We start from the raw sequence: 23,835 nt of genomic DNA on the forward strand, positions 1-23,835 counted from the left end.
ATGTATAATATACACTTAAAATGAGGAATTCGAGCTCACACTTTTTGGCAAACCAACAGTTTAATCTACTTCAATCTATCGGATAAGGGCAAAACGCTTTCCCGGCATGGCTTTCACCATCCCTTTAAACTCAAGCGATAACAGCACGGAGGCCAATTGGCTAACTGGCACCTGCGACTTCCATCCTAAGTTGTCCATTTGCTCTTCACCGGATTGAATCAGCACCTGCAGTACCTGCATTTCTTCGGGTGTAAAGTCTGCCGGATCAAGCGCAGGTATAGATTTCGCCCGTTTCGCTGCCAGGTTGTCTTCCACATCCCAGTTCAATAGTTCGATCAGGTCTTGGGTGGAGGTCAGCACGGCAGCTTTGTGCGATTTAATAAGCCAGTTCGTGCCTTCCGACATAGGCGAGTTGATATTTCCAGGCACAGCCATTACTTCTTTATCATAGCTGTGAGCGATATCGGCGGTGATCAAGGTGCCACTTTTAAAAGCAGCTTCTATCACAATGGTGCAGTCAGACATACCTGCAATAATGCGGTTGCGTGCCGGAAAACGGGGTGCATCGGGTTTGGTACCGAATGTGTTCTCCGTGATCACACCGCCTTGCTCAAGCATCTTTTCTGCGTACTTCTTGTGAACGCCCGGGTAAATCGTGTCGGGTCCGGAGGCCATCACGCCAATGGTGGGCAGTCCCGCCTGCAAAGCGGCCCGGTGTGAGGCAATGTCAATGCCGTAAGCAAGCCCGCTGACGATCATCACATTATAGGGCTTCAACTCATCTACTATCCGCTCAGTTATACTTTGACCATAACTCGTTGGTTTACGCGTACCTACAATACTGATAATGCGGCGATGGTTTAAGTCAGTATTGCCCCTGAAATAGAGGAGAGGCGGAGCATCCGGAAGTTGCTTGAGTCGGTTAGGATATTTGGGCGAGGTATAGAATAGGAGCTCCACATTTTTTTCTGAAGCTTTCTTTAGCACATCCTCTGCTTCCAACAAAGCATGACGGCCGTTGTCACGAATACTTTTGGCAGCCTTTTCACCTATACCCGGCACTTTCATCAGTTTGGCAACAGGCGCGTCAAAGACGGCTTTGGCGGAGCCGCAATAGCTCACAAGAACCTTCGTCAGCTGGTCGCCGATGTGGGGCAGAAACGAAAGGGCAACTTCAAACTGGGCTTCGTGTGACATGCACCAAAGTACGAAGGCTTAGCTTTTTGTGTTCAGCTGCTCTTTAATACCTACCAGGAAAGAGCGCACCTTCTCCAGCGAGTTGATGATCTCGATCTTGTCCTTGGTTTGCACCGATTTGTTCTTGAGCACTTCCTTGGCGCCCTGAATCGTAAAGCCGCGCTCTTTCACCAGATGGTAAACAGAACGTAGTTCTTCAATGTCTTTGGCGGTATACTGGCGATTGCCTTTCTTGTTTTTCTTCGGCTTGAGTTGGTCAAACTCAGTCTCCCAGAAGCGGATTAGCGAAGGGGCAACGTCAAAAATGGCAGCTACTTCCCCGATGGTATAGTACTGCTTTTCGATTTCTTTCTCTTTATAAGGCATAGTGTCGGTTTCAAGGTATAGGGTCACAGCACTAATTTTCGGGTATAGCACGCACAATTACGTCTAAAATTGCTACTTTTGCCCTAATGCAGGCCCACGTAAGCATTGCCCGAAAGGGCTGTTTCTATAAGGCAAAAATTCTATATTTTTTGTTATTAAACAACAAGTATAGCAGATAGTATCTAAAGGCTTAATACTCATAGATGAACTCAGCTGAGATTAGACAAAAGTTTCTTGACTTCTTCGCGCAACGGCAGCACCAGATTGTGCCGTCGGCCCCCCTTGTGGTAAAAGATGACCCCACCCTGATGTTTATCAACTCAGGTATGGCGCCCTTCAAGGATTACTTCCTGGGCAATAAACCAGCCCCCTCCAAGCGCATTGCCGACACCCAGAAGTGTCTGCGCGTATCAGGCAAGCACAACGACCTGGAGGAGGTTGGTTACGATACCTATCACCACACTATGTTCGAGATGCTGGGCAACTGGTCATTTGGTGACTACTTCAAGAAAGAAGCCCTGGCCTGGTCATGGGAGCTTTTGACGGAGGTATACCAACTGCCGAAAGACAGGCTGTATGTCTCGGTTTTTCAGGGTGATGCATCGGAGAACCTGCCGATGGACCAGGAAGCGTTTGACATCTGGAAGTCTATGATCGCGGAAGACCGCATCCTGATGGGCAACAAGAAGGACAACTTCTGGGAAATGGGCGATACGGGCCCGTGTGGTCCGTGCTCGGAGATACACGTGGACTTGCGTACCGACGAAGAGCGTGCGCATGTAGACGGCAAAACACTTGTGAATGCCGACCACCCGCAGGTTGTCGAAATCTGGAACAACGTATTCATGGAGTTCAACCGCTTGGCCGATGGCTCGCTGGTAAAACTGCCTGCGCAGCACGTGGATACAGGTATGGGCTTCGAGCGTTTGTGCATGGCCATCCAGGGCAAGCGCTCCAACTACGACACGGATGTATTTCAGCCGCTGATCCAGTTCATCGCCAAAGAAGCCGGTGTTGTTTATGGAGAAAACGAGCAAGTAGACATTGCCATCCGCGTCATGGCCGACCACATCCGGGCCATTGCCTTTGCGATTTCGGACGGACAGCTGCCTTCAAACAACAAGGCGGGTTATGTGATCCGTCGTATCCTGCGCCGTGCCGTAAGGTATAGCTTCACATTCCTGGATTTCAAAAAACCATTCCTGTACAAACTGGCTGCCGTGCTGGCTGACCAGATGGAAACCGTGTTCCCGGAACTGAAAGCACAGCTGAGCTTTGTGCAGCGCGTGATAGAGGAAGAGGAGAACGCTTTCCTGCGTACGCTGGAGAACGGTCTGAAGCGGCTTGATGCTTTGGAAGCTAGATTCAAAGAGAATAACAACACCATCGACGGCAAAACCGCCTTCGAACTGTACGATACCTTCGGCTTCCCACTAGACCTGACCGCCCTGATTGCCCGTGAAAAAGGCTTGAAAGTAGACGAAGCTGGTTTCGGTGTGGAGATGGAGCAGCAGAAGAACCGTTCCCGCAACGCTTCGGCTTCAGAGCAAAGTGACTGGGTCATCATTCAGCCAGATGTGGAGACGGAGTTCTTAGGTTATGAGCATGACGTGGCCGATTCGCACATTGTACGCTACAGACAGGTAAAGACTAAAAACAAGAGCGAGTACCACTTGGTGCTGGACCGTACGCCGTTCTATGCCGAGAGCGGCGGACAGGTAGGCGATACCGGTTACTTGGTTTCTGATTCCGAGCAAATCGAGGTGCTGGACACCAAAAAGGAGAACGACCTGATTCTGCACATCACATCAAAAATGCCTCAGAATATAGAGGCTGCATTTAGAAGTGAAGTGGATTTCGAGCGCCGCAACCTGATTCGTAAGAATCACTCGGCTACGCACTTACTGCACGCCGCTTTACGTAAAGTTTTAGGGGAACACGTGCAGCAGAAAGGCTCTTTGGTGAACGAGAAAGTGCTCCGTTTTGACTTCTCTCACTTCGCTAAAGTGACGGATGAGCAGCTGCGCGAAGTAGAGACCATTGTGAACCAGCGTGTGCGTCAGGCTATACCGTTGGAGGAGCAGCGCAATGTGCCGATTGCCCAGGCAAAAGAAATGGGCGCGATGGCGCTATTCGGTGAGAAGTATGGCGAGTTTGTTCGTGTTATTGCTTTCGACCGTGACCACTCGGTAGAGCTTTGCGGTGGTACGCACGTGTTTAATACCGGCGAGATTGGCTACTTCAAGATACTCTCTGAAAGTTCTGTAGCCGCTGGTGTGCGCCGTATTGAGGCAACCACGGCGAGCTCGGCAGAAGAATACATGCAGCAACAGTTGAACGAGTTGAACGCCGTGCGGGAAGTATTGGGGACGCATAGCAACATTTCAGGCGCTGTGCAGAAACTGCAGGAAGACAACAAAGCCCTGCAAAAGCAATTAGAGCAATTTGAACTGAAGCAGTTGACTAGCCTGAAGGAAAGCCTGGTGCAGAAAGCGCAGTCGATTGACGGGGTTAACTTCGTGGCAGAAAAGGTGGATGTGTCCACTGCGGATTATTTGAAGAAACTGGCATTCGATATGCGTCAGGCCGTTGAAAACCTGGTGTTGGTGCTGGCCGCAGAAATTGATGGCAAGCCACAGATTGCGGTGATGCTATCAGACAACCTGGTGACTGAACGCAAATTGAACGCCAGTCAAATGGTGCGCGAACTTGCCAAAGAAATCAAAGGTGGCGGTGGCGGACAACCGTTCTATGCAACAGCGGGAGGTAAGGATGCTTCTGGATTACAAGCTGTGCCGGCGAAAGCTGCTGATTTAGTGAAATCAATGATTAATGGATAAGAGGTAATGGAATCGGCAGAAGTGGAAAATATCTCTTGCTGCTGATTCTTCATTCATCATCATACAATGGATAAAACAATAAGAGACAAATACCAGGCGATCATCGGTCTGGAGGTACACGCCCAGCTGCTTACAGAGAGCAAGGCTTACTCGTCTGACTCAACCGAGTATGGCGTGCTGCCTAACACGAACCTGAGCGTGATTACGCTGGGGCATCCAGGCACGCTGCCACGCATTAATAAGTCTGTGGTAGAAATGGCTGTGAAAATGGGTTTGGCGACGAACTGCGACATCAGGCGCTACAACATCTACGCCCGCAAAAACTATTTCTACCCGGATCTTCCGAAAGGCTACCAGATCACGCAGGACAAGACGCCTATTTGCACGGCTGGCTATCTAGACGTAAAAGATGCTGCAGGAAATGACAAACGCATCGGCATTACGCGGATTCACATGGAAGAGGATGCTGGTAAATCCATGCACTTGGCCGGCGAAACTGAAACGCTGATTGACCTGAACCGTGCCGGAGTACCATTGATTGAGATCGTGTCGGAACCGGATATCCGTGATTCAGAAGAAGCTTATAACTACCTGACAGAAATCCGCCGTCTGGTGCGCTACCTAGAGATTTGCGACGGCAACATGGAAGAAGGTTCGCTGCGTTGCGACGCCAACATTTCGGTGATGTTGAAAGATTCGCCGCTTTGGGGAACCAAGGTAGAGGTGAAAAACATGAACTCGTTCCGCAACGTGCAGCGTGCCATCGAGCACGAAATCGAGCGCCAGATCATGGTGATCGAGAACGGCGGCACGATTGATTCTGAAACCCGCAACTTCGATGCGAACACTGGTACCACCACGGCCATGCGTTCAAAAGAAACATTGAACGACTACCGCTATTTTCCGGAGCCGGACTTGCCACCTTTGGTGATCGAGCAGGAGTGGCTGGAGCGCATCAAAGCCACCATGCCAAGTCTGCCGCAGGAACTGTACAAGCGCTTCACAGAAGAGTTTGGCTTGTCTGAATATGACGCAGGTGTTTTGACAGACGCGAAAGAAATTGCGTTGTATTACGAAGAACTTTGTAAGCACACTCAAAACTACAAGGGGGCAGCCAACTGGGTAACGGGACCGGTGAAATCCTACCTGAACGAGCTACAGCTGCACATCAAGGACTTCCCGCTGCAGCCGCATGCCATCGCGGAGATCATCACGTTGGTGGACGAGAACAAGGTGAGTCACTCGGTAGCTGCCAAGAAGATTTTCCCTTACATGCTGGAGAATCCAGGTATACCTGCACACCAGGTGGCCGAAGAGCAGAATCTTTTACAGGATTCAGACTCTGAGTCATTAAAATCGATCGTGGCAGAGGTACTGGCTTCCAATCCGCAGAAAGTGGAGGAGTATAGGGCAGGCAAACAATCACTAATAGGTATGTTCATGGGTGAGATCATGAAGAAAACCAAAGGCAAAGCCGATCCGAAAGTGGCAAACAAATTGCTGCAAGACGGGTTGAACGCTTAACAATATTGGACAAAGGAGGTTTTGACAAAACACAAAGGAAGCTTGTTCTTATTGCTTTACTCAAAGTTGTCAAAACTCAAGGTCTTCTGCTTTTGATAGGAGAGCCTGCATGATGATCTATTCCTTTGTCAGATAGTCTTTTGTCAAACAGTCAACAAAGATAAATATGAACCTAAGAAACTATGTCGTACTGGCTTCGGCGGCTGCATTGATGGCCAGCTGTCAGGGCAACAAAACAGCAACCAACGGCAGCGCCTATTCCATAGAAGGGAAATTGCAAAATGCCACGCCAGGTCAGATTTTTTTGTTTGAACTGGGAGAGCAGCAATTCATTGCGCGCGATACCGCTGATATTAGTCAGGATGGCACGTTTACTTTTCAGGGCGAGGTGACGGAACCAACGCTGTACCGACTTGGCCTTGACCAGCAAAATGCAATGATGATGGTGCTGGAGAATAAGGCAATCAAGGTAGAGGCTGATGCACGCGACCTGAACAATACCGCCAAATTCGAGAACTCAGACGATTCGGAGCTTTTCCAGCAATTGAACAAGATGGTGAATGAAAACCGTCAGAAGGAAATGGCCCTGAGCGAGCAGTTTAACCGTGCCATGTCGGAAGGTAAAACAGAGGAAGCCGAAGGGTATCGCCAGCAGTATCTGAATTTGCAAAAAGAGGTTAAAAAATTCATTGCCAGTCACCCGCAATCCATCGTGTCGGCTTTTGGAACACTGAGCCTGGTAAACCCACAGCTAGACTTCGCTTTTGCCGATAGCATGCTTACGCTTTATACCCAGCACCTACCAGAGTCGAAGTACACAAAAACATTGACGGAGCGACTAGGATCTTTGCGCACGACGGCCATTGGCTCTGCTGCGCCGGACTTTAAGCTCCCGACACCAGAAGGCGGAGAAATTGCCTTGTCCTCACTCAGAGGCAAATATGTTCTGATCGACTTCTGGGCTAGTTGGTGCGCACCATGCCGCAAAGAGAATCCGAACGTGGTGAAGATGTACAACAAGTATAAAGACAAAGGTTTCGAGATTTTCGGTGTATCGCTGGACCAGTCACGTGAAAAATGGCTGAAGGCAATCGCAGATGACAAATTAACCTGGCCGCAGGTTTCGGACCTGAAAGGCTGGGAAAGTTCTGCGGCTCAACTTTACCAGGTAGATGCCATCCCACAGACCATCCTGCTTGACAAAGAAGGAAACATTATCGCCAAAGGTTTAAGAGGAGAAGAACTGGAAGCTAAAATTGCTTCGCTCGTTCAATAAGGTATAGCTATACCTCTAAAACGAGAAAAGCCCTTCCGTACAGGAGGGGCTTTTCTCGTTTATAAGCATTATTTTTTAAACACGCGTTGCAGCGCTCCCCAAAGCAGCTTTTTCTGCTCCTGATCACCATCGAGCACAGCTAAAGATTGCGTAAACACTACAGGTACACTACCAACCAGCACCGGATTGTAAAGCGTAAATTTATCGTGTGGCAGCTCAGTATCCAGGCGGCTGGCGAAGCTGAGGATATAATTGGTTTGAAGTGCATCACAAAGTGCCTCAAACCTGGTCGTGGCACCGGATACGTTATTTACAAAAGCGACATCGGCAGGTCCAAAACCAATTGCGGCCAGAATCTTGATCAGGAAATCGGACTGCGGTAAAGCTTTAAATGCTGGCTCTGGCAACGTGACCAAAACGACCAGACCTTTACGGTTTTCACCGATCACCTCAAAAGACTTTGGCTGTTGCGTCTTTTCAACTTTTGGTATTTTAGGTATAGCTGCAGCAGGAACTGGGGAAACCGGGGCTGTAGTTGCCTGGCTGGCAGACTCGGCTGGTTGTTCGGAACTTCCTGAAACAGGGAAATCTGATGCACTCCCTGCTTCAGGCGCAACAGCAGGCACATCGAGCCCAGCTACTTGATCTTCTGCAATCAGGTATAGCGTTTCCGGCATAAAATGTCGGAGAAACTCGCTGTTTAGTTGCTCTGGGGTGAGTGCGGTCATTGGTATAGGTATAAATTAATCCTGATCTTCCTTCAGATCGAAAATGGAGCGCAATTCGTTTGCTTCACTCGGCTTCATACGGCCAGCCAGCACCAGGCGCAGCTGGCGACGACGCAGCGCACCTTCATAAAGCTTGATTTCTTCTTCTGTTTCAGGTATAGCCTCTGGCACATCGATCGCTTTGCCGGACTGATCAACTGCAACAAAAGTAAAGAATGCCTGATTTGACATTACTTTTCTTCCGGAAGGTATGTCCTCGGCATACACCACGATGTGCACCTCCATGGAAGAAGAGAAAGCGCGGGTTACTTTGGCTTCGAGGGTGATTACGTTGCCCAGTTTTATACTCTCAGCAAATGACACGTTGTCCACCGAAGCCGTTACCACGATGCGGTTGGAGTGGCGCTGAGCAGCGATGGCCGACACAATGTCCATCCAATGCATCATTTTGCCACCCATCAGATTATTCAGGGTGTTGGTATCGTTAGGCAATACCAGCTCGGTCATGATCACGTAGGATTCGCTTACTTTTTTCTGTTTACGCATGTCTCTTCTATAAATTCTGCCGCAAAGATAGGTGACGGAGGTCCAAACAAAAAGCCGGGTATAAATTAAGAGAGTTTTACTTTATCTTAAAATGAAGGCTTGTCCCAGCCGGATTTGCCGAGCAACGGTACGAATTTGAAATCGGTGAAAGCCTCCTGTGAAAATTCACTTTCGCTGGTACGGGTAATGCGCAGCATTTTCTGGCTCGACTCGCCTCCGACAGGAATAACCAGAATGCCGCCAATGTTCAGCTGACTGACCAGTGTTTTCGGTATACCTGGCGCACCTGCCGTCACAATGATCTTATCGTAAGGGGCATGTGCTGGCAATCCCTGAGAACCATCGCCGTGGAAGGTATGCGGAAATAAGCCATACGTTTTGAAAAACTTCACTGCTTTCTCATAGAGGGGCTTGTTGTACTCGATGGTGTATACCTTTGGCGTGATCTGCAGCAGCACACAGCATTGGTAACCGGAACCGGTTCCGATCTCGAGCACTTTATCGGTTGGCTGCAGCCTTAAAAGCTCCGTCTGAAAGGCCACGGTATATGGTTGCGAGATGGTCTGGCCCTCGCCAATCGGGAAGGCTTTGTCCTGGTAGGCTTGCTCAAGGAACGCTTTCTCAAAGAAAAAATGCCGTGGTACAGTTTCAATTGCCGCTAACACCCGTTCATCGCGTATACCTTTGTCTCTCAACTGTTTTACCAAGGCGCGGCGCATGCCTTTGTGCTTGTACAAATCTGTCTGCATTTCCCTCTGAATCTGTAAAATGAAAAAAATAAAGCAAGCTGAACAGTTTCAGGTATAGAAATTCTGCTATATCTTGTCTGAACCCCGCCTGAAACTCGTGTATTGCGAAAATAAGCATACCTGCCCACAGTTACCTAACCCAATCGCAATTTAATCTTGCCAGCGCACGCATTTGCAGGGTATGACCGTGCATTTGAGCGAAATCATGGTTAATTTTGTATTCAGACAACCATTCAGAAAACCATGTTCACAGGTATAATAGAAGGTATGGGCCAGGTACAGGCCATTCAGGAAGAAGGCACCAACAAGCATTTCACGCTGTCGTCTCCTTTCACGCATGAATTGCAGATCGACCAGAGTGTGGCCCACAATGGCATTTGCCTGACGGTCGTGAATATTTCGGAAAATGACTATACGGTAACGGCAATCGACGAGACCCTGCAGAAAACGAACCTGAACAGCCTGAAGGTGGGTGACAAAGTGAACCTGGAGCGCTGCATGAGTGCCAACGGCCGCTTCGACGGGCACATCGTGCAGGGTCATGTAGATCAGGTTGCCACATGCGAGTCTGCAGAAGACCAGAACGGAAGCTGGGTTTTTACATTTCGATATGATCCAACTTTAGGCAATGTGACTGTGGAGAAAGGCTCTGTGACGGTGAACGGCATCAGTCTGACGGTAGTCAATTCGCAGGAGGACCATTTTTCTGTGGCGATCATCCCTTATACATACGAACATACCAATCTGCACCAGGTAAAGCCGGGCTCCACCGTTAATTTGGAGTTCGATATTATCGGGAAGTATGTGGCGAGGTTGCTGGGGAAAGCTTAAACCTTACTCCACCACAATCTGATGATACGTTACCCCGTAGCCACCCCACACGCCCAGTCCACCATTAATATTTGAACGCGTGGTATTAGGAGAGCCGATGGGGCTGCCATTGTTGTTTCGCTCGTTCTCCAGGGTATACCAGAAGCGGTAATGTTCAATGTCGATCGCTGCCCAGCGCACCACAATTGTGTCTCCTTTGCCGAAGTAGCTGAAAGTATCGAGGTCCACTTCCTGTCCACGTGGCTCGCCACGGTCTAGTGGGAAACTCAGACTCTGTACGCCGTTTATCAGCTCGTCATTGAAAACAGAAGCGAAATAACCCGGGTAGAAAGGCTCGCTGTTGCGTTTTGTAAAGTAACGAATGCTGTTTCCGAGTGAATCTGGATCTTGATAGCGGTAAAACAGCGTGAACAAACTGTCCTGACTTGGATCGGGATGGGGTTGCAGAAAAAGCTCCTGCAGCGGATTCAGATTGGGGATAGTAGTAGAAGAAGTCAGCACCCGTCCTTCATGACTAATCCGCAACTGGTAGCTTTTGCCTACTTTACCCAGCAACTCCTCAGAGGTATAGACATAGAAAATAAAATTGCTGTTGCCAGTCAGCTGCTCTTCAGGTATAGCAAACTGCTCCGAAACCACCCGCCGCAACTCAGGCCAGAAGGCAGCGGCTGGCACTTCTTTTAAGGTATAGCTTTTCCCGCCACTCGACACCACCACCTGCGCACCGTGCACGAAACTGTCTTCGAGATCGGCAGGAGAGAAGCCCGCAAAAACCGGCCTGCTGCGCGTGAGTACCACCACCGGGGGCGCCCCCTGTTCAATATGTCCTTCCACCACCAATTGCTCCTGCCCGGCAGGTATGTCAATGGTCAGGTTCTCTTCGCAAGCGGTGAGAAAAGTAAGGAACAGCAAAAGCAGAGGATATCTTAATCGCATCGTTTTACCATTTAAAATTCCAGGTGACAGATGGCAGCGGAAAAGGAATCAGCGACACCTTTTTGGCCTGCACTTTTGTATCCGTGCCGTAAGGCGCTCCTTCGCTGTCGATGTAATACAGAAACGGATTGCGACGGCCATACACGTTGTAAATCGCAAAGGTCCAGCTCGACTGTAGCCTACGCTGCGCTTTACCCTCCAAAGTGGCCGACAAATCCAGTCGGTGAAAGGGCTCCATCCGGAAGCTGTTGCGGTCGCCGTACTGGTAATTGACCGTGCCTTCAATCAGGTAGCGACGCTCGGGCATAGTGGTCGCCTGTCCGGTTCCGTAGACGAAGCTGCCGCCAAAGGTCCAGCGCGGATTATAGGTATAGGTGGCTACCAGCGACACATCGTGCCGGCGGTCGAAGCGGGCGGGGAAGGTACGGCCTTGGTTGATGTCGGGGAATGTGCGGTCGGTACGCGACAAGGTATAGCCGATCCAACCCTGGAGGTCGCCATAATTCTTGCGCAGGAAAAACTCCGCTCCGTACGACTCACCGCTGCCCCGCACAAATTCATACTCCAGATCGCGGTTGCTCGGACCGGCCACAAAACCTTCGCGATACTCGAGCTGGTTTTCCATGGTTTTGTAATAAAGCTCCATGGAGCCTTCGTACATGTTCTGGCTGAAGCTCTGAAAATACCCGATCGCATATTGGGTCGCCCTTTGCGGCTCCACAATGGCTGAGCTTGGCACCCAGACATCCAGCGGCAAGGTGGTATAGGCATTGGATACCAGGTGTAAGTACTGTGCCGAACGGGTATAGCTGGCCTTGACAGACGATGCCGCACTCAAGGTATAGCGTGCCGATACCCGCGGCTCCAGCGCCTGAAAGGTCTTCACGCGTTCTCCATCGCCATATGCTACCGAATCGACGGTCCGTTGATTCTGGTCGAATTCATAAAAAGTAAAAGGCCCCATCTGCGCAAAATAACTACCGCGTATACCCAGGCTCAGCAAAAGACGGTCCGTCACGTTCCAGTCATCAGAAAAGTATAGCGCTGCCTGATGGGCTGTTTTTGACAGTATCTGATCCGTAGTGAATACATCACCCTCAGCGGTTTCGGCGCTGCCCGTGCGGGGGCGCAAGGTATGGTGCGTGTACTGCAGCCCATATTCCAAATGATGCTGCGCTGATGGAGTATAGGCAAAATCTGCCTTGACCGTATAATCCCTAATTCCGGTTTCCACTGAGGTCGTAATATCGCCGAAATCCCAGGTGAAATCAAAAGCGTAGTTGCTCAGTATACCTGACACATCCACGGAGTGCCTGTCCGAAAACTGGTGATTCCAGCGAGCCGTGGCAGCGGCATTTCCCCATTGAAAGTCAGCCTCAAAGCGTCCGGAAGAAAGCGTGAGCGTACCCACATCCTTGCCATAGTAACCACTCAGGTATAGCTTATCTTTGGGCGACAAGGTATAGGAGACTTTCCCATTGAAATCATAGAAATAATAAGGCACTCCACCTTGTTCGGTGTTCCGCAGAAAAGGGCCGAAAAGAACATCCACATAGGTGCGGCGGGCCGAGAAGATAAAGGCGGCTTTGTCTTTTACAAGCGGCCCCTGCACCGTCAGGCGGGAGGCAATCAGCCCAATGCCGCCTTCAGCCTGTAGACTGTCAGCACTACCTTCGCGCAACTCCACATCCAAAACTGACGAAAGTCGTCCCCCATACCTGGCCGGCATGTTGCCTTTAATCATCGTGGCATTGCTGATGGCGTCCCTGTTGAAGACTGAGAAGAAATTGAGCAGGTGTCCCGGATTATAGACGACCGCCTGATCGAGCAGAATCAGGTTCTGATCGGACCCGCCGCCGCGTACATAAAAGCCCGTATTGCCCTCGCCACCAGATTGAATTCCCGGCATCAGCTGCACTGTTTTCATGATGTCCGTTTCGCCAAACAGCACCGGCAGCGTCTTCACCGACTGCATGGGGATGTCCAGTTCGCCCATCGTGGCGGTTTGCGTGATGGGCTTAAGTCGCGTGCCGATGATTTCCACCTCACGGGTGCTGTAAGTAGCAGGAGTAAGTTTAAGGTCGAGCGTCTCGTTGCGGAAGAGTTGCAGCGGCGTTTCCTGGTTTTCGTAGCCGATATAGCGGATAACCAGGGTATAGCTCCCGGCCGGCGCACGCAGGCTATACCTGCCGTCGGGCTCCGAGACGGTGCCGATAGAAGGGCGTTCTTTCAAACTGATCGAGGCGCCTGCCAGCGGTTCTGCTGTGTTTGCGTCTAACACTTGGCCGCGCAGAACAAAGCCATCCTGTGCCAAAGCGGGTAGCAAAGGCAGGAGTAATAGCGGCAGAATCAGGTATAAGAAGCGTCGTAGTTGCAAGTCCGGAAATCAGCTGTTCTAACAATACGACAGAAACAGCGGATTATGCCAAAGGTTTATGCTGAAAGCGGGTATATTTTCGCAGCCACAACCGGTAGCCCACCACAGCCAACATCGCCGTGCCAGTACCGACCAAAGCGCCCCCAATAATATCACCAGGATAATGTACGCCCAGGTAAATACGACTATAAGACACAAGCACCGCCCAGATCACCAGCACAATTTTGAAAATCAGGTAACGGTCGGAGAGGATCAGGTTAAAAAAGACAGCCAGCGCAAAACCCGTGGAGGCGTGGGAAGAGAGGAATCCGAATTTACCGCCGCAGCCTTGCACCAGGTTCACCATCGCCGAAAGCTCCGGATCGTGGCACGGACGCAGACGGGCAAAATACGGCTTAAAGATACCAGAAGCCACATAATCGGCCAATCCTATACCTGCCACGGCCATCAACAGCATCGGGATACTCTGCATTCTATAGCGCCAGATGATGTAGCCGATCAGCAAAAGATAGAAGGGAATCCAGAAATACTTATTGGAAACCGTGACCATAACGGTGTCCCAGAACGGACTCTGCTGTTCGTTCAGGTATAGGAACAGTTCCTGGTCCAGCTTCTCCAGTTGATCGAGCATGTGAACGCTACCTTAATTAAAAATTAGAAATTCTAAATTAGAAATAATGGTTAGAGATCTGCCTTTCATCTACCAGAAAATAAACACGATCTAACATTTTTTGCAATGCAGCGCTAAGCTATGTTGATCCAGTCAATTTCCTTCTTGAGGTAACCCAGCGTTTTTTCTTCTGGACCACCCGCTTCCGGTTTGTGGTTGTATACCCAGGAGGCGTGCAACGGCAGACTCATCAAAATCGACTCGATTCGTCCGTTGGTGGCCAGTCCGAACTTGGTGCCGCGATCGTACACGAGGTTGAACTCCACGTAGCGCCCACGGCGGATCAGTTGCCACTGTTTTTCGTGCTCCCCAAAAGGTAAATGGCGGTATTCGTTGATGATCTTGGTATAGAAAGGCGCAAAAGCATAGGCCACATCGCGTACAAAGGCAAATCGTTCTTCCATGCTGATCTCGTCAGTGGCCATCAGCCGGTCGAAGAAGATGCCGCCCACACCGCGTGTTTCCTGGCGATGTTCATTATAAAAATAGTCGTCTGCCCATTTCTTGAACTCCGGATAATAGGAGGGATGATGCTTGTCGCATACGGCTTTCATGGCCTCGTGAAACTCCCGCGCCTGTTTCAAATCAACATAAATAGGTGTCAGGTCGATGCCGCCGCCGAACCAGGCCGTACCGTCGCCCGCCTCAAAATAACGCACGTTCATATGCGTGATCGGCACCATCGGGCTGTGCGGGTGCATCACCACCGAAACACCCGTGGCAAAAAACTTCGGGTCGGGCATCTGCAGCATTTTCAGGAATTGGGGAGATAGCTCGCCCTGAACGGCAGAGAAGTTGACGCCGCCTTTTTCGAGTACGTTTCCATTCTCAATAATGCGGGAAATGCCGCCACCGCCCTGTTCGTGCTGCCACTCGTCTTTCTGGAAAGTAGCACCGCCATCGCAGTTTTCAAGGTCGCGCACCAAATCCAGCTGGAACTGGCGCATAAAAGCTTCAACTTCTTCTCTGAACATTTTATAGATGTTAGTTGTAAGACAATAGACAGCAAATTTTGGACGACAGCTATACCTGAAAACCAGCGTATAGCGCCACATACCCAAAATCCGAACACAAAATTACCAAAATAACGCCGCTCTACCGAACATTCGTAAGGATTTCAGAAAAAGGGCTTTTTTGCTTAACTTCGGGCATAAACTAAGCGCAACCTATGTCAAAAGAACTGATGGAGGCTTTTAAGATTGACACTGCTATCCTTAAAAGGGCCTACCGCCTGATGATAACTGCCAAAACCATGGCAGACACCTACGAAGAAAATAAAACGATTTGCAGCAAGTATGTGCACAGCACATCGCGCGGTCACGAAGCCATCCAACTGGCCACTGCCTTTCAGCTGAAGCCCTACGACTACGCGGCGCTTTACTACCGCGACGACTCCATGCTGCTAGGTATAGGCATGCAGCCATACGAACTGATGCTGCAGCTGATGGCCAAGGCAGACGATCCGTTCTCAGGTGGCCGTACCTACTACGGACACCCGTCACTGCGTCGCGAAGGTTTCCCGACCATTCCGCACCAAAGTTCTGCGACCGGCATGCAGGCTATACCTGCTACAGGTATGGCACATGCTATATCTTATTTCGAATCGCAGGGCTTGGCCAACGGTGAGGAAAAGCCTGTTGTGCTTTGCTCACTCGGCGATGGTTCTGTAACCGAAGGCGAAGTAGCCGAGGCTTTCCAGATGGCGGTTCTCAAGAATCTGCCCATCGTTTACCTGGTGCAGGACAACGACTGGGGCATTTCGGCCACAGGCAAAGAAATGCGTGCTATGGATGCTTACGAATATGCGGCAGGCTTTAAGGGGATGGAACGCCTGCGGGTGAACGGCTCTGAATTTACCGAGTCTTACGAGGGCATGCGGGTAGCATTTGAGTATGTGCGGGAGGTACGCAAGCCGATCCTGGTGCATGCCAAAGTACCTTTGCTGGGCCACCATACCTCCGGCGTGCGCCGGGAGTGGTACCGCGGCGACAACCTGCAGGAGCACAGCGTGAATGACCCGATTCCGAAACTGCGTCAGGCGCTTCTAGAGTCTGATGTGACAACAGAAGAAATACAATGGCTGGAGCAGGAGGCACAAAAAGCAGTGGCCCAGGACTACCAGCGGGCTTTGGATGCTCCTGTACCCGATCCCGTTACATTCGACCAGCACGAGTTTGCCCCGACACCCGTAACTGAGGAAAAAGGCGAGCGTAGCCCATCCGGTGCTGAAAAAACCATCATGGTGGACGCCGCCCTTCATGCTGTAGATGATATCCTGCGCACCTATCCGGAGGCGCTGTTTTATGGTCAGGATGTAGGGGGGGAACTAGGGGGTGTATTCCGTGAAGCTGCTTTGCTGGCCAAGAAATATGGTGACAACCGCGTCTCCAACACCCCGATCCAGGAAGCTTATATTGTAGGTTCCACCGCAGGTATGTCCGCTGTAGGAGCAAAGGCGATTGTAGAAATCCAGTTTGCGGACTATATTTGGCCGGGTATGAACCAGTTAGTAGAAGAACTTTCCAAGAGTTGTTACCTGTCGATGGGCAAGTTCCCGGTGCAATCGCTGATCCGCGTGCCGATTGGGGCCTATGGTGGTGGCGGTCCATACCACTCAGGCAGCATTGAATCTACTTTGCTGACCATACGCGGTATTAAAGTAGTATACCCAAGCAACGCTGCTGATATGAAGGGTCTGATGAAGGCCGCTTTCCTGGACCCAAACCCGGTGATCATGCTCGAGCACAAAGGCCTGTACTGGTCGAAAGTAGCTGGCACAGAAGATGCCAAAACCGTAGAACCGGACGAGAACTACATCCTGCCGCTCGGCAAAGCCAATGTAGTGCAGCATGCAAGCGATGAGGAAATGCGGATGGGTAACTCCATGACCGTAATTACCTACGGCATGGGCGTGTACTGGGCCAAAACAGCTTCTAAACAGTTCAAGGGTAGCGTAGAGATCCTGGATCTGCGTACCCTTAACCCGCTCGATTTTGAAGCAGCAGTAGCTTCGGTTCGCCGCCATGGCAAAGCTTTGGTACTGACCGAGGAACCACTGATGAATTCATTTGCTGAGTCACTAGCCGGCCGAATTTCGAAAGAATGTTTCCAGCAGTTGGATGCGCCAGTCTATACCTTGGGTGCCGCCAACCTGCCGGCTATACCTTTGAATGTCGAGCTGGAGAAGATGATGCTACCGAATCCAGACAAAGTAGCAGCTGCCATAGAAGAGTTGCTGAATTACTAATCTCAGGTATAGGATAATTGAAAAGCCCCACCATGTTCTGGTGGGGCTTTTTTGTAAATCAGGAATTAGAAAGGATAACCAATGCCGATGTTGAGGTTTGTCCGTCGCTCAGCAGGGTCCGTTTGACGGAAAAAATCGGAGAAGCGAAAATCGCGGATCACGAATTTGTTGCCATTTACATCCCCAGCCGGATCGTATACCTGCGTAGCAAAGTCAAATCGCAAAATCACGACTGAGAAGTTTAGACGCAAACCAAAGCCGGTACCAACTGCCAGTTCTTTGTAGAAGCGGTTGAACTTAAAATCGGAGCCAGGCCGGTTATCAGGTTTAAGCATCCATACGTTGCCGGCATCCACAAACAGTGCCCCGTTCAGGAAGCCGACCATATTAAAGCGGTACTCGGCGCTGGCTTCCAGTAGTACCTCGCCCGGTTGCTCTGGCACTACTGTCTTATCTTCTACATCAGAGCGAAGTGTAGCGTAGGAACCTGGTCCCAAACGACGGGCTGTCCAGGCGCGAACGCTCGAAGCGCCCCCGGCAAAAAAATACTTATCATAAGGCAGGGCGGTTGAACCAAAGAGCGGAGCACCCACCCCCGCATTGACTCTGTAAACGAAATAGCGCTGCCCACCCAAAGGGATGTAACGGCGATAGTCCGGGTTGATCCTGGCGTATTGAAATTGACGCAAATTGCCCGTCTCAGGCATAATACCGAGCTTAGAAGTAATACCACCCACCTCGGTCAGCACGCGCAGGTACCGTGCATTGCGGGACTGTATGAAATCGTTGGTGTTGTAGATGAGGCTAAAGCTGACAAATGAAATAAAACCACTCCTGAAACTTTCGCTGAAAGACCGGATACTTGGGTTCTGTAAGAACGTACTGTCAAAATCAGGGTTAATACGACCTACCTGAATGATGTTCACGTTGACAGGAGAAAATATATATTGCACCGTCGGTGTCAGCAATGGACGAGGGTACTTGAACCAGATGTAGTCAAGTGAGGCTTCGTAAATGGAACGGGAGAATTCGGAACGATTTACATTGGTGTAACCAGTATAAATCCTTGTTCTGGGATTATAGTCCTCCAAAATGTTCCTGCCGCCAAAAGGCAGCACAAAGGTTGGGAAAGTGAGAGCTGCATCACCGCCAAACTCCCGGATCATGACTGTCTCATTAGGATCCGAAATATTTATCTGCCCTTCCAAGCCACCACGTATCCCAAAATCCAGGTTCTCAGCGCCACCAAACACGTTACGCACCTTTAGCCTGACACTTGAAAAAGGGCCGGGGCGTCGCTCTGTAAAGTTCATGCCCAGCTCGGTCGTTTCCTGAAACTTTTTCGAAGGTACGGCATTGATGAAGGCATTGAGCTGATTACCGGCCAGTGAATCCGTCAGGTCCGTGATTTTGCTGTAGCTGACGTTGTTGAACTGAAACACGTCTATTTCGGAGAGGCGCCTTTGCGTAAGAGAAGTCCTGAACTGGCTGTAGCGCTGGCCAGGGTAAATGGATACCTTTTTGTCCAGTATGTGGGGCGAAAACTTCTGGTCGTAGGCCAGGTACTGCACATTGCTATACTCCAGCGTGTCTCGTACCAGGCCAAAGCGGTCTGCGTCTGTTTTAAAGTATACATTCCGGAGGGTATAGGCCTTGTGAGCCTCCTGATCTTCAGGGTTCTGGATAATGGTGTTCACCCTGACCGTATTACCCCCAAAGCTGGTATCCACGTCGAACTCGATATAAGCGCGGACAAAGTCAAAATAGCCGTTGTGGCGAACCATCTCATATAAGCGGTCACGCTCGTCACTGATCAGCTGCTCGTCGTACACATCGCCGACTTTGAGCAAAGACCGGTCTTCATACCGCTTCACAACCTGCAACAGCGAATCGTCTGGAATGGTATAGCTGAACTCACTGTAGCGGTAGGGTTCGTTTTCATCAATATTAAGCGTGATGTATACCTTCTTGCCCTTTTCCTGCTTTTCGTAGTTCAGTTCGTGGTTAAAGAAGCCTTTGGTGTTCATGTAGATCTCCACCTGGTCCATGGTGCGCTCCATCAGCAGAGAGTCGTAAATGGCGGGAGGCTCGCCGATCTGCATCAGCAGGTTGCCCTCTTCCTTACGATCGCGCTGTCGGGCAATTCGGCGGTCAAACCGATCTTGTATGCGGCGGGATTTAGTGGAGTCGCCGGCTTCGGCTATTTTGCTAGCTCGCTTCGTCCGTAGTTCCTCAATCCGCTCGTCAATGCGCGAAGGACTGTAAAACTTTTTCCCGAAATTATAAATGGCCAGATAAGGGGTAGAGCCTAGGAAAGTGCGGTTTGGCTGCTGTTGGTAAACCGCCTCAATATCAGTCTGGCTCACATGGTTGATCCCTTTGGGCTCTATACCTAGCAGGAGTTGCTCGTTCTCGCCCAGATTTTTGGTGGGCACACAGGCAGCTAAACTAATAATTGTAATTACCAGCCCGAATATGTAACATCGTGTTCTCAAACGATTCTCTGCTCTATGTTGTCGAAAGCAATTGTAAAGTACGTTAATGCCCTGCAAGTAAAAAAATACCGCAACCAACACCAAGCCTTTGTGGTGGAGGGAGCCAAAAGTGTGCTCGAGCTGCTAGACTCAGACTTTGAGCTGCAGCACCTGTTCATAACCGAAGGATTCCTGCAGGAGCATGGCAACAGACTAAGCAAAGGTACACGATACGAACTTGTTACGGAACAGGATTTGACAAAGGCAGGTACTTTTTCAAGTAATAATGCAGGATTGGCCGTAGCCCACATGCGGCAGCTTCCCAATTTAGCGTTCAAATCCGGCAATTTTACAATAGCGCTGGACGATATACGCGATCCGGGCAACCTGGGCACCATCATCCGCATCGCGGACTGGTATGGTATCCAGAACATCATATGCTCCGAGACTTGTGCTGATTTTTATAATCCCAAAACCATTTCAGCCACCATGGGATCGTTTACCCGGGTCAAAGCCTATTATCTCAATCTGGATGAATGGTTACGTGGCCTTCCGGAGGGCATCCCCATATACGGAGCATCTCTGGACGGCGAGAACCTGCACCAGATGCAGTTGCAGCCCAACGGCGTTGTGGTGATGGGAAATGAAGCCAATGGCATACGTCCGGAGGTCGCCAGTGAAGTGAACCACCTCATCAAGATACCTGCTTTTGGCAAAGCCGAGTCGCTGAACGTAGCCACCGCCACCGCCATCATCATCGACAATTTTATGCGTCATACAGGCATCTAAAACAGAAAAGCCTCCTAATGGAGGCTTTTCTGCAAACAATATACTCACCTAATTTACAGCTTATTAATTCAGCAACCTTAAACCAAAGCTGATCACGTTGGCATCCGGACCACGATTGTCTTTGAACAGGTCGTTCATGTTGTATTTCACGAACAGGTCCAGGTTGCCGTAGCCTACCACCCCGGTCAGACCATACTGGAAGTCGCTCAGGTTATAGCTGCTGCGTATCTTTTCCTTCTGCGTCTTGCCGCCGTCTTCAAACTTGAACTTAGAGTGAGCACCCAGGCGGTAACCTGCAAAAGGACCAACCCCGATTTTAAATCCTTCTTTTCCGTTCTGGCGCTTGAACTTCAGCATCGGCATCAGCGGTACGTTCACAGACGAGTGGGTCAGTTTGGACTTGTCGTAATTGATCTCCATTTCGCGTCTGAAGTAAGTCACATTGTTCACATCCTCTTCAATCACGAAGTTGCGGTCAAACATATAGTTGTTGAATGCGAACTCCAAACCGGACATCAGGTAAAACGGGCTCTTGCGACCGCCAATCTGAGAGTTCAGGTGCCAGTTGAGACTCACGTAGCGGGAACCAAGCGGTTTCAGGTCCGGAACCTGCTGGTTGTCCGTGTTCAGAAAGGTGTTCAGGCCCAGGTCCAGGTCAAAATTATAACGGGTGGCTTTGTACTTTTTCTCTTCATTGTGGGTGCGGATGCTGTCACGTTCGTCCCGGTTCGGCACGTTCACGTCGACTTTGGTGTTACCGTCCTTTTCTTCTATCTCTACATCAATCTTGATGTTCTTATTAATGCGGATCTCGTGCTTTTCTTTCGTTACCTTGCCATCCTGATCCGTTTCCTGCACGGTAAAGGTGACCGTTTCAGGGTTCTTGTCATCCTTGCCAAACACCACCGTCGTTTCCTGTGACTTTAGCTCCTTGTTGGCGCCGTCCATGCGGTCCACCTGGTCTACATATTTATTCAGCACACGCATCAAAGAGTCGAGGCTATAGTTTTCGAAAGCTTTGAGTTGCTCTATGTTCTGAAGGTATAGCACCATTTTTGCGCCATTGGCCATTTTTACAACAATCGTATCCTGCTGGCCGAGTCGCTCGCCTATGGTTTGACCGCCTTTAGCAGACGCACCGGTGGCTGCAGCCATGATGATGGCTGTTACGAGAAGTAGTATCTTTTTCATGGTTTTAAAAGATTAGAGTTGAATGACTTTTGATATTTTCTGTTTTCCTATTTGCGTTTCCAGTGCAATTCTGTCTGCGTTGATGCCGAGCTCCGACAGCTCCACCCGTTCCCCGTTCGAGAGGTTGCGAACTTGCTTGAAGATGTTCTTGGCCAGTTTCTGCTTCTTTTCAAAGCCGCTTAGCTCTTCATCAGTTTCCACCTCCTGCACCGCGACAGCACGCTTTATTATAATTTCAACGGGTTGGGCGTTCATGTCCACCGTGTTAGCTGCTAAAACAACCGGGGTAGTTCCTCCTGTGTTATCGAAATTTGCTTTCTCAAGCTTTTCAGGTATAGCGGACTTCACAACCTGCGCTGCCAACTGTTGAGCAGACGCCGAGTTTCTTGTACTGTTTTTCGGGCTAGCCTTTATTACATCCGCTTTTGGCGCTGCTTTCGCGATCACTTGCTTCGTAACTGTTGCAGACGGTTTGGTAACCGGGGCTGTAGTAACGGCTGGTGTGGCAGGCTCAACCAATACTTCATCTGATGAAGCTGCAGTAGCCGAATGCTCAGTTACTTGTGCCAGGTGTTCTTCCGTTCTAGCGGGTTCATTGATAATGAGCGGCTGCTCAGGTTTCAGACCGTCCGCTTCGGCCAGGCCGTCACTGTCAACTGGCACGGTGCCGTTCTGCACGTTATAGAACACGATGCCCACAGAGAGTAGCAGAGTAATAGCAGCCGCGATAGAGTAGGAAAGCCACATAAACCCGCGCGGTTTTGCTTCGCCTTTGCTGGCGGCAGGCATCTCAGTCTCTATCCGGTCCTGCAGTCTGTTCCAAAGGTCGGCAGGGGGGGGGGGCGATGTGTGGCCCAAACGATCCCTGAATAGTTTGTCTATGTCTTCTGGTTTCATAATCGAACCTCCTTTTATTAGTTAGCGACTGCTTCCTGGCCGGTGAGTCTTCGCTGCAGCATGGCGCGGGCTTTGCTCAGTTGCGATTTCGAAGTACCTTCCGTGATATTCAGCATATCGGCTATTTCTTTGTGGGAATATCCCTCAATTGCATACAGGTTAAAAACTGCCCTGTAGCCGGCAGGTAAGGTGCGTAACAACTCCAGTAGTTCGCCTTCCGCCAGATCTTGGTCGGCTCCCATGCCGCCCGCCACTTGTACGTGGTCGTCTTCTATCGACAGGTATAGCGACTCTTTTTTTCTCAAAAATCCCAACGCTTCATTCACCATAATGCGTCTTACCCAGCCTTCGAAGCTACCTTTGCCCTCAAACTTATCTATATTCTGGTATACCTTCATAAATCCGTTCAGCAAAGCATCTTCCGCGTCCATTTGGTTTTTGAGGTAACGCAGGCACACACCGTACATCGGCGAGGCAAAGCGCTCGTAAAGGCATTTCTGCGCTTTACTTTCGGCCTTTTGGCAACCTGCTATTAACTCCTGTTCCGTCACGCTGGGTAAAATTTTATCAAATAATGTCGCTTGTCTGGCCTTTTTCTGAGCTGTTTTGTTGCCCTTTACCTCTTAGATGTGGATACTCGTCCGGAGGTTGCCTAAGCATAAATAAATTTCTCATATTTTTTCAAGTAACAGGAATCTTCCACTCTAAATATTTGATCATCAACCAGATTTTATTTCAGTTTCTTAAGAATAATTCTGAATTACAGCTATTGGAACCTCTTTAAAATAGAATGGCTTATATTTGTATAGATGAAATTCGTAGCAATCATTTTTTCCCTTTTCCTTTTCTGGACGGCCTGCCTTCCGTGCACGGATAAGATCATGGAAAGCCACGAGCATCATCCCAATCTGACAGATGTAGCTGACACGACTGGCGAATCGCCTTTTCACGAAGACACCTGCCCACTATTCTGCAGCTGCGGCTGCTGCGCTACTTTTACTTTAGCCATAGAGCCGGAGCACATTGTATTTCGCATACTTGTCATTCCACAGACCAAGCCTCTCATTTACCCGGAGTTAGGCGAAATCAAGATCGCCTCTGCCTGGTGGCATCCGCCGCGGCTGGTAGCCTGATCCTAAACTCAATTTAAATGCAGTGAAAGTATTTCCACAGGCCCGAAACAGCGCCTGCGGTTTT

Annotated in this window: 20 protein-coding genes; 7 read left to right on the forward strand and 13 right to left on the reverse strand. The window is 50.0% G+C overall.

Annotated features, from left to right (window positions below):
- Positions 1-75 precede the first annotated feature (75 nt).
- Together dprA and AC4QZR_RS07930 are read right to left on the reverse strand one after the other, a co-directional pair.
- On the reverse strand, positions 76-1,197 hold the full coding sequence (dprA, locus tag AC4QZR_RS07925) for a DNA-processing protein DprA (RefSeq protein ID WP_494480427.1): 1,122 nt from the start codon (positions 1,195-1,197) through the stop codon (positions 76-78).
- An 18-nt stretch (positions 1,198-1,215) separates the two neighbouring features.
- Positions 1,216-1,563 carry a MerR family transcriptional regulator gene (locus AC4QZR_RS07930; RefSeq protein WP_220627447.1) on the reverse strand — a complete coding sequence of 116 codons (348 nt, stop codon included), beginning with the start codon at positions 1,561-1,563 and terminating at the stop codon, positions 1,216-1,218.
- 203 nt (positions 1,564-1,766) lie between these two features.
- Here AC4QZR_RS07930 and alaS point away from each other — a divergent pair, with 203 nt between their 5' ends.
- The 3 genes from alaS (at position 1,767) to AC4QZR_RS07945 (ending at position 7,203) form a co-directional block, all read left to right on the forward strand.
- The gene (gene alaS, locus AC4QZR_RS07935; RefSeq protein WP_494480428.1) at positions 1,767-4,403 is read left to right on the forward strand and encodes an alanine--tRNA ligase; all 2,637 of its coding nucleotides are present in this window, start codon (positions 1,767-1,769) and stop codon (positions 4,401-4,403) included.
- Between the two features lie 66 nt (positions 4,404-4,469).
- Entirely contained in the window at positions 4,470-5,927 is a 1,458-nt protein-coding gene (gene gatB / locus AC4QZR_RS07940; RefSeq protein ID WP_494480429.1) for an Asp-tRNA(Asn)/Glu-tRNA(Gln) amidotransferase subunit GatB, read from the forward strand.
- 166 nt (positions 5,928-6,093) lie between these two features.
- Positions 6,094-7,203: a redoxin domain-containing protein gene (locus tag AC4QZR_RS07945; protein ID WP_494480430.1), complete on the forward strand. Its 1,110-nt coding sequence runs from the start codon at positions 6,094-6,096 to the stop codon at positions 7,201-7,203.
- Between the two features lie 68 nt (positions 7,204-7,271).
- Here the strand turns inward: AC4QZR_RS07945 and AC4QZR_RS07950 are convergent, their stop codons facing one another.
- The 3 genes from AC4QZR_RS07950 to AC4QZR_RS07960 form a co-directional block, all read right to left on the reverse strand.
- The gene (locus tag AC4QZR_RS07950; protein ID WP_494480431.1) at positions 7,272-7,931 is read right to left on the reverse strand and encodes a hypothetical protein; all 660 of its coding nucleotides are present in this window, start codon (positions 7,929-7,931) and stop codon (positions 7,272-7,274) included.
- Positions 7,932-7,946: 15 nt separating this feature from the next.
- The gene (locus AC4QZR_RS07955; RefSeq protein WP_253406535.1) at positions 7,947-8,477 is read right to left on the reverse strand and encodes an acyl-CoA thioesterase; all 531 of its coding nucleotides are present in this window, start codon (positions 8,475-8,477) and stop codon (positions 7,947-7,949) included.
- Positions 8,478-8,563: 86 nt separating this feature from the next.
- A complete protein-coding gene (locus AC4QZR_RS07960; protein WP_494480432.1) occupies positions 8,564-9,226 on the reverse strand; it encodes a protein-L-isoaspartate(D-aspartate) O-methyltransferase in 663 nt (220 codons plus the stop codon).
- A gap of 243 nt (positions 9,227-9,469) precedes the next feature.
- On the opposite strand from AC4QZR_RS07960, the gene AC4QZR_RS07965 reads away from it, so the two are divergent.
- Entirely contained in the window at positions 9,470-10,057 is a 588-nt protein-coding gene (locus AC4QZR_RS07965; RefSeq protein WP_494480433.1) for a riboflavin synthase, read from the forward strand.
- Between the two features lie 3 nt (positions 10,058-10,060).
- Here the strand turns inward: AC4QZR_RS07965 and AC4QZR_RS07970 are convergent, their stop codons facing one another.
- The 4 genes from AC4QZR_RS07970 to hemF all read right to left on the reverse strand — a co-directional run bounded on the left by AC4QZR_RS07970 (position 10,061) and on the right by hemF (position 15,014).
- A complete protein-coding gene (locus AC4QZR_RS07970; protein ID WP_494480434.1) occupies positions 10,061-10,993 on the reverse strand; it encodes a DUF4249 family protein in 933 nt (310 codons plus the stop codon).
- 4 nt (positions 10,994-10,997) lie between these two features.
- Positions 10,998-13,370 (reverse strand): TonB-dependent receptor, encoded by a 2,373-nt coding sequence (locus AC4QZR_RS07975; protein ID WP_494480435.1) that lies wholly within the window; start codon positions 13,368-13,370, stop codon positions 10,998-11,000.
- A 43-nt stretch (positions 13,371-13,413) separates the two neighbouring features.
- Positions 13,414-14,001: a phosphatase PAP2 family protein gene (locus AC4QZR_RS07980; RefSeq protein ID WP_494480436.1), complete on the reverse strand. Its 588-nt coding sequence runs from the start codon at positions 13,999-14,001 to the stop codon at positions 13,414-13,416.
- Positions 14,002-14,114: 113 nt separating this feature from the next.
- Positions 14,115-15,014 (reverse strand): oxygen-dependent coproporphyrinogen oxidase, encoded by a 900-nt coding sequence (gene hemF, locus AC4QZR_RS07985; RefSeq protein WP_494480437.1) that lies wholly within the window; start codon positions 15,012-15,014, stop codon positions 14,115-14,117.
- 194 nt (positions 15,015-15,208) lie between these two features.
- Between hemF and AC4QZR_RS07990 the strand changes: the two genes are divergently transcribed.
- Entirely contained in the window at positions 15,209-17,287 is a 2,079-nt protein-coding gene (locus AC4QZR_RS07990) for an alpha-ketoacid dehydrogenase subunit alpha/beta (protein WP_494480438.1), read from the forward strand.
- A 65-nt stretch (positions 17,288-17,352) separates the two neighbouring features.
- Here AC4QZR_RS07990 and tamL read toward each other — a convergent pair whose 3' ends face one another.
- On the reverse strand, positions 17,353-19,839 hold the full coding sequence (gene tamL / locus AC4QZR_RS07995; RefSeq protein ID WP_494480439.1) for a translocation and assembly module lipoprotein TamL: 2,487 nt from the start codon (positions 19,837-19,839) through the stop codon (positions 17,353-17,355).
- Between tamL and AC4QZR_RS08000 the strand changes: the two genes are divergently transcribed.
- Positions 19,798-20,550 carry a TrmH family RNA methyltransferase gene (locus tag AC4QZR_RS08000; protein WP_494480440.1) on the forward strand — a complete coding sequence of 251 codons (753 nt, stop codon included), beginning with the start codon at positions 19,798-19,800 and terminating at the stop codon, positions 20,548-20,550. The genes tamL and AC4QZR_RS08000 overlap by 42 nt on opposite strands.
- A gap of 63 nt (positions 20,551-20,613) precedes the next feature.
- Here AC4QZR_RS08000 and AC4QZR_RS08005 read toward each other — a convergent pair whose 3' ends face one another.
- From AC4QZR_RS08005 to AC4QZR_RS08015, 3 genes are read right to left on the reverse strand one after another with little or no spacing between them, the layout of a single operon-like run.
- Positions 20,614-21,741, reverse strand: a complete 1,128-nt coding sequence (locus AC4QZR_RS08005) for an outer membrane beta-barrel protein (protein WP_494480441.1) — start codon at positions 21,739-21,741, stop codon at positions 20,614-20,616.
- A gap of 12 nt (positions 21,742-21,753) precedes the next feature.
- On the reverse strand, positions 21,754-22,638 hold the full coding sequence (locus tag AC4QZR_RS08010; RefSeq protein WP_494480442.1) for a hypothetical protein: 885 nt from the start codon (positions 22,636-22,638) through the stop codon (positions 21,754-21,756).
- Between the two features lie 17 nt (positions 22,639-22,655).
- A complete protein-coding gene (locus AC4QZR_RS08015; protein WP_494480443.1) occupies positions 22,656-23,189 on the reverse strand; it encodes an RNA polymerase sigma factor in 534 nt (177 codons plus the stop codon).
- A gap of 258 nt (positions 23,190-23,447) precedes the next feature.
- Between AC4QZR_RS08015 and AC4QZR_RS08020 the strand changes: the two genes are divergently transcribed.
- Complete coding sequence (locus AC4QZR_RS08020; RefSeq protein ID WP_494480444.1) at positions 23,448-23,771, forward strand: DUF6660 family protein; 324 nt, start codon at positions 23,448-23,450, stop codon at positions 23,769-23,771.
- Positions 23,772-23,835 lie beyond the last annotated feature (64 nt).

The organism is Pontibacter sp. YIM B11418 (genome assembly GCF_059278805.1).